This window comes from Pseudomonas baetica (assembly GCF_002813455.1).
Lineage (GTDB): Bacteria > Pseudomonadota > Gammaproteobacteria > Pseudomonadales > Pseudomonadaceae > Aquipseudomonas > Aquipseudomonas baetica.
Genome location: NZ_PHHE01000001.1, coordinates 1824521 through 1836528, shown reverse-complemented (window position 1 = coordinate 1836528; position 12008 = coordinate 1824521). Strand labels below are relative to the sequence as shown.

The following is a 12008-nucleotide window of genomic DNA, read 5'->3' as shown; positions in this document are numbered from 1 at the left end:
GAAACGAAAGCCCCGGAAACGGGGCTTTTCCTCAGTCCGTAAAGGCGTATCGATCATGCGTAAGACTGCCCTTCTCGCTCTGCTTTGCCTGTCTGGCCTGACTCAGGCTGCCCAGATGCCTATCGCTGCCCTGCCAGGTGGCGTACTCGTCTACAAGAACGTGCAAAGTATTCGTGAGCGCAAGTTTGCCGACATCGTCGAACAGAAAACCGACTTCAGTTGCGGCGCCGCCGCACTGGCCACGGTGTTACGCCAAGGCTATTGGCTCGACGTCGATGAGGAGCACATTATCAAAGGCATGCTGGTCAACGCTGACCAGGACCTTGTTCGTACTCAGGGTTTTTCCATGCTCGACATGAAGCGCTACATAGAAAGCATCGGCATGCGCGCCAGGGGCTACAAGATTCCACCGGAAAAACTCGACGCGGTAACAATACCGGTGGTGGTACTGATCGAAATTCGCGGCTACAAGCATTTCGTGGTGTTGCAGCGTGCGGACAAGGATTGGGTTTACATCGCAGACCCGGTTCTGGGCCACAAACGCTACTCCCATGATGACTTTGTCAAAGGTTGGAACGGCATTGTCTTCGCCATCGTCGGCCCCGGTTATGACAAGGCCAACGCCTTGCGCAGCCCGCCGACACCCCTGACGGCCAAGAACAAGCTGGATGGCTTCAACCCTGTCAAAGATGCTGAATTGATGGACTTCGGGTTCATACAGAGCGACTTCTTTTAATCGCCGATTATAAAGAATGGGGCTGGATGTCCCGGGAGCAGCAAATGAAAACCTCATACTGGCTGGCCGCCGCCTGCCTGGCAGCAAGTGCGTCAGGCTATGCCAATGCAGGATTCAAACCTATCGAAATACAGGACAAGGAACTGTCCGAGCTACGCGGTCGTTACGTCATGCCGGGGCGGATTATCAGCTTCGGCATTGTCATGAGCAGTACCTGGCGCAACGCCAGCGGTGACCTGATCGGCGCATCGACGTCGATGCAACTTCAGGCATCAACCGTAAAACCCGAGTTCTATGTCCAGACAATCAAGGAGCATGGCAACGGCAGCACGCCAACACTGGGCACGGGCAGTGTTATCGGCGGGGCGGGACTTAACAGCAGCCAGGGCGTGACCCAAAGCGTACGCGCCGCCGGCGACGACAACACCGCCAGCAACAACGTCGCGATTAACGTCAGGGAAGCCGCTCAGGCGCCCGCTTTGTTACCTCAGCAGGGGCAGGCGTTAGTGGCTGGACAGACCATCACAGGCAGTAATGCCGCCGGTAACGTTGCGGTTTCAGCTACCAGCGGTGGCGTCCAAATGGCCATTCAGGCTTCCGGCAATCAGGGCACCGCCCTGCAACAAGTCGCCCAGGGTGGCTTGCTGCAGAACACCCGCCTGCTCGGCAGTGCCAACATGGTCAACAACATGACCCAACTCAACGTCGTACTGAACAATAACGGCATGAGCGCCGGCGCACTGGACTGCAACCTGACTCAACTCAGGGCTCTACGCAATATTGGATATTGAACTACGCTGAGTCTCGATCATTGGGCTTAAAGGGACGGCTTATTCATGTATCGATCAGTATCACTGCGTGCCGCTGTATGTCTGAGCACTCTTCTACCGGCGGCGATGCTGCAAGCGGCACCGAACGCCGATGTAGAAGCTCTGAAACAGGAACTTCTGGAGCTTAAGCAACGATACGAAGTACAACAAAAAGCCCTGGCGGTACTTGAGCAGCGAGTTCGCCAGGTCGAAGATCAACCCGTCGCCCCGCCCCCAAAACGTCTGGCCAAATCGCCGTCCGACATGAAAGGCAACCAGAGGGTGGCCGCCGGTACCGGAGCCGCAGCCGCGTCCGGGGGCGCTGCTGGGGGCAGTGGCGCTTCCTACGGCCAATCGCTGGCCGACGATTCGCAACCGGCGCAAAGTGTCTCCAACCTGTATGACGAGGCCAGTGGCTTCTTCGGTGGCGGCAAGTTCAGCGTTGAAACCGGCATCACTTATTCGCGCTACGACACCCGTCAGTTGATTCTCAACGGGTTTCTCGCGCTGGACTCGATCTTCCTCGGCAATATCAACCTGGACCGGATCAAGGCCGATACCTGGACGCTGGATCTGACCGGTCGCTACAACTTCGACAACCGCTGGCAGTTCGACCTGAACGTGCCGGTGGTCTATCGCAGTTCGACCTATCAATCCGGCGGCGGCAATGGCGGTGCCTCCAACGTCACCACCGAGCAGGACGTCGACCGCGATCCAACCATCGGTGACGTTAACTTCGGCATCGCTTACAAATTCCTCGACGAGTCGGTCAACACCCCGGACGCCGTGGTGACCTTGCGCGTCAAGGCGCCAACCGGCAAGGACCCGTTCGGCATCAAACTGCGCCAGACCGATGCCAACAGCAACCTGTTCGTACCTGACACCCTGCCCACCGGCAACGGCGTCTGGTCGGTCACGCCCGGCATCTCGCTGGTCAAGACGTTCGACCCGGCGGTGCTGTTCGGCAGTCTGTCCTACACCCACAACCTTGAAGAGTCGTTCGACGACATCAGCTCCACCGTCAACCAGAAAAACCCGGGCAAGGTGAAGATCGGCGACAGCTTCCAGATTGGTGCCGGTGTCGCTTTCGCGTTGAACGAGAAAATGAGTATGTCGTTCTCGATGTCTGACCTGGTGCAGCGCAAGAGCAAGCTGAAACAGGATGGCGGTGATTGGCAATCGGTGGTGTCCAGTGACGCCAACGCCGGTTACTTCAACGTCGGCATGACCATTGCGGCCACCGACAACCTGACCATCGTGCCCAACCTGTCCATCGGTTTGACCGATGACGCCCCGGACTTTTCCTTCAGCCTGAAATTCCCGTATTACTTCTAAAGCAAAGAGCGCAGCCTGCGACAGCGCCTACACAGGTAGACCCTGTAGGAGCTGTCGCAGGCTGCGCTCTTTTGATCTTCGGTTTTAACGAATCTGATGCTTGTGCAACAAGCGATAGAACGTTGGTCGTGACACACCAAGCACCTTGGCAGCAACGCTGAGGTTGTCACTGTGCCGATTCAACACGTCGCACAGTGCCTGGCGCTCGGCGCGGGTCTTGTAGTCTTCCAGCGTGCCCATGGGTGTGGCGATCGAGTGCTGGCTGATCAGCCCCAGATCCCGCGCCTCGATCTGCCGGCCTTCGGCCAGAACCAAGCCACGGCGCACGCGGTTGGCCAGTTCACGCACGTTGCCCGGCCAGTCATGCTTGCCCATGGCAATCAGTGCATCTTCACTGAAGCTGCGCGGCCGGCGCCCGGTTTCGTGGCTGTAGAAATGGGAAAAATGGTTGGCCAGCATCGACAGATCACCGTGACGTTCGCGCAATGGCGCGGTGACGACTTGCAGGACGTTGAGGCGGTAATACAGGTCTTCGCGAAAGCGCTTGTTCTCGATAGCCGCTTCGAGGTCGACGTGGGTCGCCGCCAACACGCGAACATCCACCGGGATTGGCTGACTGCCACCGACCCGCTCAATGTGTTTTTCCTGGAGAAAGCGCAGCAGATTGGCTTGTAGCTCCAGTGGCAGATCACCGATTTCATCGAGGAACAAGGTGCCACCGTTGGCCGCCTCAATACGCCCGACCTTGCGCTGATGGGCGCCGGTAAACGCGCCTTTTTCATGACCAAACAGCTCGGACTGAATCAGATGCTCGGGAATCGCCCCGCAGTTGATCGCCACAAACGGTTTGCTGTGGCGCTGGGACTGACGATGCAGCGTACGCGCGACCAGTTCTTTGCCGGTACCGCTTTCGCCACGGATCAGCACCGGCGATTCGGTGGGCGCCAGTTTACTGAGCAATTTGCACAGTTCGCGAATCGGTTTGCTGTCGCCCAGCAGTTCGTGTTCGGGTTGATCCACGTGGATCGTGCCCTGCCCGCGCAGGCGCGCCATGCCGAACGCACGGCCAAGGGTGACCTGCACCCGCGACACGTCGAATGGCAAGGTATGAAAATCGAAAAACCATTCACAGACAAAGTCACCGACGTTCTGTAAACGCAGGACTTCCTGATTGAGCACCGCGATCCATTCGGTACCACTGCGGCTTATCAGCTCCTTGACCGCTTCGGGGCGTTCGAGGTGAAAAGGCTGTAAACGCAAAAGGCCGACATCGCAGCTGCGATCGGCAGCATTTTCCAGCGTACAACTGTCGACATCCCAGCCTACCGCGCGCAAACCCGGTAATAAGCGATGGCAGTCGTCACAAGGGTCGACCACCAGTAAACGTCGTAACGCAGGCGCTTCGATCATGACTGTTCCTTGGCGCCAAATTTTATGAAATGGTTGTAAAAACAGTCATTTGGCAGACCTGGCTGTAACATTAGCAAGATTTTGACAGGGCCTTGTATCGATTGCTTATAGGTGTACAAGCAAACTTGTTATAAGTAGCGCAGTTGTTAGTCAGCTATCGACTTACCTCCTCTTTAAAAGCTTTCACCAGGCTTTCAACATCGCTCGTGTAACCCGACAACTGAAAGAAAGTTGAAATTTCTTTGTTTCGTGTGTGACCTGCTCCCCGGTTGCGTGCATCAGTACAAGTAACCAGCCGAACGGTAAGCCCAACCGACGGCAGATCATTTGATTGGGCACTACAGAGAGAAGACCCCATGACCGCCCCGCTCCGTATCAACGAAGCTCTTTTGATTGCCAACCACGCGTTCAAACCTTTCCAGTGCGTGGCCTGGGCACCACAAGACGGCAATGGCGAACTGAGCCTGACCGTTATCGACCGCACCAACTCCCACATCGGTCGTAAACAAATTCCAAGCAGTGCTTATTCCGACCCGGCACAGCTTGAGCAACTTTTGCAGCAAGCCCGCGCCGAACTGAGCGATGAAGGTTACACGCTGCAATCGTGGTCAATGCCACACTGATAACCGGGCGATGCGGATGACTTTTCAGTCATCCGCCCTTCTCGCCTTAGTTGTTCTTGCTTTTTAATTCGCCATGCTTCTGTACAACTTTCAACCGCGCATTCTTGTGTAATTGCTTGGCACGCTTGCGACTGGTTCAAAAAGACACTGTTCTGGCACAGTGCGACCCTCCACCTGTTATTTCTTACAGTTGTACTTCTCCCTGTTCAGGTTTTGAATGTTCCGCTCATGCAGTTACCCGACCGGTATTCGGCTTTGGTCACTCGCAAGGAGATGCGTGCATGTCCAACCAGAACACTTATGCGCTGCCGTCGTTGTTCAATAATGCCGGTCAACTCGACCCGACCTTCGCCGTCAGGGGCGTCGCTCAGGTGTACTTTGCCGACAGCGAGTGCAGCCTGACCCAGGATCTGGCGCTCGATGCCCAAGGGCGGATTCTGGTCGCGGCCAAAGTCGGCGTTGCCGAGGGCAGCCGTTTCGGCCTTGCCCGATTGCTCGCCGATGGCTCCGCCGATCTGTCTTTTGGTGTTCAGGGCAGCGTGATCGACACGTTTGCCAAAGGCTTCGAAGCCATGGCCGGCAAAGTCCAGGCGCTGCCCGATGGACGAATCCTGCTGGCCGGCCTGCATTATGAAAACAGCCGTCGCACCCTGCCCGCCCTCGCCCTGTTCGATGCGCACGGCCGGCCGGATCAATCCTTTGGAGACAAGGGTTACCAAGTGGTGCGCCTGCCGGGCGACTTGTCCATGGGCACCCGCGACAGCTGGCTACCGCCTGGAGTGCCGGGCGCAGAGGCCTGCGATTTTGCGGTGCAGGATGACGGGCACATTGTGCTGATCGCCAATCATCATTTCGAACTCGCCGACCATGCCGGCATGCTGATTCGCCTCAAACCCGACGGCCACCTGGATGAAACCTTCAACGGTCGCGGCTTTGTGATGATCCGTCATTTGTTGCTTAACACCTGGCTCGGCAGCCTGCTGTTGCAGGAGGATGGGCGAATTCTGGTGGGCGGCTCCATCGATTTTCCCCAGGAAGGTCTGCTGGCGCGTTACCTGCCCGATGGGCGACTCGATGAACGCTTTGCAGTGGACGGCTTTATGGCATTCAAGGCTCAGGGCAACAGCGCTCTGGTCAGTCAGATCATTGAGTCCGACGACACGCTGCACTGCTTTGGCAGCAGTCGTGACCCGATCCGCTGTCTGTCCTTCCGCCTGCACGGCAATGGCCGCCCGGATTTACATTGCAATGGCGACCAGCCGCATTTGCTGGATATCGGCCACAGCGGCTGCCAGTGGAGCGCCGCCCAACGCATGGCGGACGGCCGGATCATCGCCGTCGGCGCGACCATTGGCGGGATTGAGGCGGATTTCATCGTCGCCCGCTATCGGCTCGATGGCAGCCTGGACCCGAGCTTCGGCCAAAGCCGGGGCTGGTTGCGCACGCGCTTGGGACGAAGCCTCGATACCGCCAATTCACTGGCGGTGCAAGCAGAGGGGGCGATTCTGGTCGGAGGCTACTCGCTGGATGGAAATTACCGGGCGATGGTTGCGCGCTACACCAACCTGTAACAACTCGCTTCGTGTAGAAGCTGCCGAAGGCTGCGATAAAGGACTGTATTCACGCAGTTAAGCCTTGAACTTGGCTGACACATCCGGCAACTTGCGCGCTTCTTTAAAACAAGGAGCAAGCGATGTCCGCTTCAATGGCCCAGGCGTTCGCGCACAATTTTCTCGGGCACTCGCCACGCTGGTATAAGGCGACCATCGTCGGATTTCTGATCCTCAATGCCGTGGCGCTGTTCACCGTCGGCCCCGTCGCGGCTGGCTGGCTGTTGGTGATCGAGTTCATCTTCACCTTGGCCATGGCTCTAAAGTGCTACCCGCTGATGCCCGGCGGCCTATTGCTGATCGAAGCCCTGCTGCTGAAGATGACCACGCCACAGGCGCTCTACGACGAACTGGTGCACAACTTTCCGGTGATCCTGCTGCTGATGTTCATGGTGGCTGGCATCTACTTCATGAAAGACCTGCTGCTGTTTCTGTTCTCGCGGCTGTTGCTGGGCGTGCGCTCGAAAGCGGCACTGGCGCTGATGTTCTGCTTTCTCTGCGCGTTTCTTTCGGCGTTTCTCGATGCCTTGACGGTCACCGCCGTGATCATCAGCGCGGCGGTGGGGTTTTACTCGGTGTACCACCGGGTGGCCTCGGGCAACGATCCACGTCAGGACAGCGAATTCAGCGATGACCAGCACCTGCCAACGCTACATCACGATGATCTGAATCAGTTTCGCGCGTTCCTGCGCAGCCTGCTGATGCACGGCGCCGTCGGCACGGCGCTTGGTGGTGTCTGCACACTGGTGGGCGAGCCGCAGAACTTGCTGATCGGCCATGAAATGGGCTGGCATTTCGCCGAATTCTTCCTGAAAGTCGCGCCCGTGTCCTTGCCGGTACTGGCTGCAGGTCTGGTGACCTGCGTATTGCTGGAGAAACTGCGCTGGTTCGGTTACGGCACGCTGCTACCGGACAACGTTCGTGCCGTCCTGACCAATTACGCGGCTGAAGACAACGCCGAGCGCACCTCGCGCCAACGTGCGGCGCTGCTGGTACAAGGCGCTGCGGCGCTGATCCTGATCGGCTGCCTGGCCTTTCACGTCGCTGAAGTTGGCCTGATCGGTTTGATGGTGATCGTGTTGATCACCGCGTTTACCGGGATCACCGACGAGCATCGTCTGGGCAGCGCGTTCAAGGACGCCATGCCGTTTACCGCTTTGCTGGTGGTGTTCTTTGCCGTGGTGGCGGTGATTCACGATCAACAGCTGTTTGTGCCGCTGATTGAATGGGTGCTGGCGCTGCCAATGGATCAACAACCGGGCATGCTGTTTATTGCCAATGGCCTGCTGTCGGCGATCAGTGACAACGTGTTTGTCGCGACCATTTACATCACCGAAGTGAAACAGGCATTTCTGGCCGGACACATGAGCCGCGAGCACTTCGAGACGCTGGCCATTGCGATCAACACCGGTACCAATTTGCCGAGTGTGGCGACGCCGAACGGGCAGGCCGCTTTTCTGTTTCTGCTGACCTCGGCGGTTGCGCCGCTGGTGCGATTGTCTTATGGGCGGATGGTGTGGATGGCGTTGCCGTACACGATTGTGATGGGGCTGTTGGGCTGGTACGCCGTCAGCTACTGGCTCTAACAAGCACTGAACAAACCTGTGGGAGCGAGCCTGCTCGCGAAGAGGGAGTGACAGACAACGGATTCGTTGAATGACACACCGCTTTCGCGAGCAGGCTCGCTCCCACATTGGGTTTTCCGATTGGGTCAGCGAGGGAGGATGTACTGCTCGATTGCCTGGGCCACGCCATCTTCGGTGTTCGGCGCAGTGACGACATCCGCCTGACGCCGTACCGCCTCCTCCGCCTGCCCCATGGCAATCGACAAGCCCGCGCAATGGAACATTGCCGGATCGTTGCCGCCATCGCCAATCGCCGCGGTCTGCTCCAGAGGGATGCCAAGATGCGCAGCAATGGTTGCTAGCGCGGTGCCCTTGTTGGCTTCCAGCGCCGTCACGTCCAGATACACCGGCTGTGAGCGCGAGACTTGCGCCATGCCGTTGACCTTGGGCAACAGGCGCGCCTCCAGCTCGATCAGAAACCCGGTGTTGTTGCTGGTGGCGACGATCTTGTCGATGCGCTCCAGATACGGTTCAAAGCTCTCGACCACCACTGGCGGATAGCCGAGGCCGTGCTGCTCGCGCGGTACCATCGGGCCGTTGGCGTCCTTGACCAGCCAATCGCCGCCGCTGAACACCCAGACTTCGACGTCCGGTTGATCCGCGAACGTCGCCAAGGCAATCAGTGCAGTGGTCCCCGGCAAGTAGTGCGCCGCCAGCAGGCTGCCGTCCGGATTGACGATGGTGCCGCCATTGAACGCCGCCGTCGGCAGATCGACGCCCAAGGCTTCGATCTGCTGCAACATGGCTTTCGGCGGGCGCCCGGTGGCGAGGCTGAACAACACGCCTGCCTCGCGCAAAGAGCGCACAGCGGCGACTGTGCGTTGGCTCAGTGTGTGGTCGGGCAGCAACAGCGTGCCGTCCATGTCGCTCAGAAGAAAACGGATCGGCTGGCTCATCCCAGACCGTGCCAGACGCGACCATCGCGAGTCAGCAAGTCTTCGGCAGCCTGCGGGCCGTCTTCACCAGCCGCGTACGTTTGCACGCTCGCGTCCTGTTGCCAGGCGTCGAGGAACGGCTGCACGGCGCGCCAGCCGTTCTCGATGTTGTCGGCACGCTGGAACAGCGTCTGATCGCCGGTCAGGCAGTCGTAGATCAGCGTTTCGTAACCGGTCGACGGCTGCATCTCGAAGAAGTCCTTGTAGGCAAACCCCAGCTCGATGTTGGCCATGTTCAGCGCCGGCCCCGGCCGCTTGGCCAACAGGTCAAACCACATGCCTTCGTTGGGCTGGATCTGGATGCGCAGATACGTTGGCTGCAACTCGTCGACTTCGGTATCGCGAAATTGCGCGTATGGCGCCGGTTTGAAGCAGATGACGATTTCGGTATCACGCACGCTCATGCGTTTACCGGTGCGCAGGTAGAACGGCACGCCGACCCAGCGCCAGTTGTCGATCATCACTTTCAGCGCGACGTAGGTTTCGGTGTTGCTGTCGGGCGAGACGTTGGCCTCTTCGCGATAACCGGCCAGCGCTTTACCGCCGACTTCACCCGCGCTGTATTGGCCGCGTACCGAGTTGGCCCGCGCCTCTTCCACCGTCCATGGACGGATCGCGCCAACCACTTTGGCTTTTTCGCCGCGCACCGCATCAGCGCCGAACGCGGCTGGCGGCTCCATGGCGACCATGGCCAGCAACTGGAACAGGTGATTGGGCACCATGTCACGCAGTGCGCCGGTGTGTTCGTAAAAACTGCCACGGGTTTCGACGCCGACGGTTTCGGCGGCGGTGATTTGCACGTGGTCGATGTAATGGTTGTTCCAGAACGCTTCGAACAGGCTGTTGGAGAACCGGCTGACCAGAATGTTCTGCACGGTTTCCTTGCCCAGGTAATGGTCGATCCGATAGATCTGCTTCTCGGACATCACCTTGAGCAAACAGGCGTTCAGTGCTTCGGCGGTTTGCAGATCGGAGCCGAACGGCTTCTCGATCACCACCCTTCTGAACGCTTCGGGGGTTTCTTCAAGCAATTGGGCAGCGCCCAGTCGGCGCACCACTTCGCTGAAGAATCGCGGTGCGGTGGCCAGGTAGAACACCGCATTGCCAGTGCCGCTGTCGGCGATTTTCGCCGCCAGCGCAGAATAAGTGCTGTCGTCCAGGAAATCGCCCTGAACGTAGCTGATGCCTTTGGCAAGCTTGGCCCACAAGGCCGGATCAAGCATCTGATCGCCCTTGCCGACCTTCGCCGCCACTTCGGTACGGATGAAGTCTTCGAGCTTTTGCGCGAAGGCTTCATCGGTAATGGCGTTATGGTCAACGCCGACGATCCGCAGATTCTCGTCAAGCAAACCGTCGCGACTGAGGTTGTACAGCGCTGGCATCAGCAAGCGCTTGACCAGGTCGCCGTGGGCACCGAACAGGAACAGCGTGGTCGGTGGTGCGGGGTCTGCCTTGGATTTTCTGCGGATCGTATGGGTCATTTCTTCGCTGTCTCCACATGGCCGCCGAAGCCGAAGCGCTGGGCCGAAAGAATCTTGTCGCCAAAGGTGCCCTGGCCACGTGAGCGGTAGCGCGAGAACAGCGAGTTGGACAGCACCGGGACCGGCACCGCTTGCTCCATGGCGGCTTCGATGGTCCATTGACCTTCACCGCTGTCGGCAACCGAACCGGAGAAACCGTCAAGTTTCGGGTCGCTGGCCAGTGCATCGGCGGTCAGGTCGAGCAGCCAGGAAGAAACCACGCTGCCACGACGCCAGACTTCGGCGATGTCAGCCACATTCAGATCAAAACGCTGATCTTCCGGCAGGCGCTCGCTGGACTTGGTCTTGAGGATGTCAAAACCTTCGGCGAACGCGGCCATCATGCCGTACTCGATGCCGTTGTGGATCATCTTGACGAAGTGCCCGGCACCGGCGGGACCTGCGTGGATGTAACCATGTTCGGCGCGGTGATCATCAGACTTGCGATCCTTGGTGCGCGGAATGTCGCCCATGCCCGGCGCCAGAGCGGCGAACAACGGATCAAGACGGGTCACGGTTTCGGCGTCGCCGCCGATCATCATGCAATAGCCGCGCTCCAGGCCCCAGACGCCGCCGGAGGTGCCGACATCGATGTAGTGCAGGCCCTTCTCGGACAGGGTTTTGGCCCGGCGAATGTCATCCTTATAGTTGGTGTTGCCGCCGTCGATAATGGTGTCGCCGGCTTCAAGCAGGTGGCTCAGGGTTTCGATGGTGTCTTCGGTCGGCGCACCGGCCGGCAGCATGACCCAAACCGCACGCGGCTTGGCCAGGCCTGCGACCAGTGCCGGCAAATCGGCAACGCCAGTAGCGCCCTCGGCGGCCAGGGTGTCGACAAAGGCAGTATTGCGGTCGTAAACAACGGTGGAGTGACCGTTGAGCATCAGACGCCGTGCAATATTGCCGCCCATGCGGCCCAGTCCAATAATCCCGAGTTGCATGTGCTGATGCTCCTTACTACAAATAAATGTGTGTCAAAGGTTATAGCCCAACGCGACTAATGGAGGTTAGTCCAGAGCGCTGGGGTGAAGTTTCCGGGCATTGTGCCCGATCCAGACAGATAACGCCTCGAAACGTGCCGAAGACACACCGACCATGAAAAATAAAAAAGTTCCATTCACAGGCAAAAGAAACCAAAATTGATGCCGATAGTGTTCTGCCTCTCGCAAACGAGCGGCAAAATCACAGTTGATGCATGCCATTTGCGAGGTGAGCAATGGACAACGTTGTAACCGCACGTCCCCCACAAACTTTGTACGTTACCGTTCGTCGCGACGAATTGCGCCAACTGCGCGAAGAACGCGAACAATTGTTGCGTGAGGTTGCTCACCTTCAAGAGCGCCTGCAACAGATTCAAGCCATGCAGGATTGCGTGCCGGCGCCGGTGTTGCGCACGCTGCATAACTGA

11 protein-coding genes are annotated in these 12008 nt (G+C 58.6%); 7 read left to right on the top strand and 4 right to left on the bottom strand.

Annotated features, from left to right (window positions below; genetic code table 11):
* Nucleotides 1-55 precede the first annotated feature (55 nt).
* The 3 genes from ATI02_RS08415 to ATI02_RS08405 are packed head-to-tail and all read left to right on the top strand — an operon-like array spanning nucleotide 56 to nucleotide 2880.
* Nucleotides 56-736, top strand: coding sequence for a fibril amyloid maturation endopeptidase FapD (locus ATI02_RS08415; RefSeq protein ID WP_095188987.1), 681 nt, complete (start codon nucleotides 56-58; stop codon nucleotides 734-736).
* Between the two features lie 44 nt (nucleotides 737-780).
* Nucleotides 781-1527: a fibril amyloid subunit FapE gene (locus ATI02_RS08410; RefSeq protein ID WP_095188988.1), complete on the top strand. Its 747-nt coding sequence runs from the start codon at nucleotides 781-783 to the stop codon at nucleotides 1525-1527.
* A gap of 45 nt (nucleotides 1528-1572) precedes the next feature.
* Nucleotides 1573-2880 (top strand): fibril amyloid transporter FapF, encoded by a 1308-nt coding sequence (locus tag ATI02_RS08405; protein ID WP_095188989.1) that lies wholly within the window; start codon nucleotides 1573-1575, stop codon nucleotides 2878-2880.
* An 84-nt stretch (nucleotides 2881-2964) separates the two neighbouring features.
* On the opposite strand, the gene ATI02_RS08400 is transcribed toward ATI02_RS08405, so the two are convergent.
* Nucleotides 2965-4290, bottom strand: a complete 1326-nt coding sequence (locus ATI02_RS08400) for a sigma-54 dependent transcriptional regulator (RefSeq protein ID WP_100846012.1) — start codon at nucleotides 4288-4290, stop codon at nucleotides 2965-2967.
* 356 nt (nucleotides 4291-4646) lie between these two features.
* Between ATI02_RS08400 and ATI02_RS08395 the strand changes: the two genes are divergently transcribed.
* The 3 genes from ATI02_RS08395 to nhaB all read left to right on the top strand — a co-directional run bounded on the left by ATI02_RS08395 (nucleotide 4647) and on the right by nhaB (nucleotide 8109).
* Nucleotides 4647-4913, top strand: a complete 267-nt coding sequence (locus tag ATI02_RS08395) for a hypothetical protein (RefSeq protein ID WP_095188991.1) — start codon at nucleotides 4647-4649, stop codon at nucleotides 4911-4913.
* A 281-nt stretch (nucleotides 4914-5194) separates the two neighbouring features.
* Nucleotides 5195-6484, top strand: coding sequence for a delta-60 repeat domain-containing protein (locus tag ATI02_RS08390; protein ID WP_100846011.1), 1290 nt, complete (start codon nucleotides 5195-5197; stop codon nucleotides 6482-6484).
* A gap of 122 nt (nucleotides 6485-6606) precedes the next feature.
* Nucleotides 6607-8109, top strand: coding sequence for a sodium/proton antiporter NhaB (gene nhaB, locus ATI02_RS08385; protein WP_100846010.1), 1503 nt, complete (start codon nucleotides 6607-6609; stop codon nucleotides 8107-8109).
* Nucleotides 8110-8234: 125 nt separating this feature from the next.
* Here nhaB and ATI02_RS08380 read toward each other — a convergent pair whose 3' ends face one another.
* From ATI02_RS08380 to gnd, 3 genes are read right to left on the bottom strand one after another with little or no spacing between them, the layout of a single operon-like run.
* Nucleotides 8235-9044, bottom strand: coding sequence for an HAD family hydrolase (locus tag ATI02_RS08380; RefSeq protein WP_100846009.1), 810 nt, complete (start codon nucleotides 9042-9044; stop codon nucleotides 8235-8237).
* The gene (zwf, locus tag ATI02_RS08375) at nucleotides 9041-10564 is read right to left on the bottom strand and encodes a glucose-6-phosphate dehydrogenase (RefSeq protein ID WP_095188995.1); all 1524 of its coding nucleotides are present in this window, start codon (nucleotides 10562-10564) and stop codon (nucleotides 9041-9043) included. The genes ATI02_RS08380 and zwf overlap by 4 nt, the downstream gene beginning before the upstream one ends.
* Nucleotides 10561-11541: a phosphogluconate dehydrogenase (NAD(+)-dependent, decarboxylating) gene (gene gnd, locus ATI02_RS08370; protein WP_095188996.1), complete on the bottom strand. Its 981-nt coding sequence runs from the start codon at nucleotides 11539-11541 to the stop codon at nucleotides 10561-10563. Before gnd ends, zwf begins: the two co-directional genes overlap by 4 nt.
* Nucleotides 11542-11816: 275 nt before the next feature.
* Here gnd and ATI02_RS08365 point away from each other — a divergent pair, with 275 nt between their 5' ends.
* On the top strand, nucleotides 11817-12008 hold the full coding sequence (locus ATI02_RS08365; protein ID WP_095188997.1) for a DUF6026 family protein: 192 nt from the start codon (nucleotides 11817-11819) through the stop codon (nucleotides 12006-12008).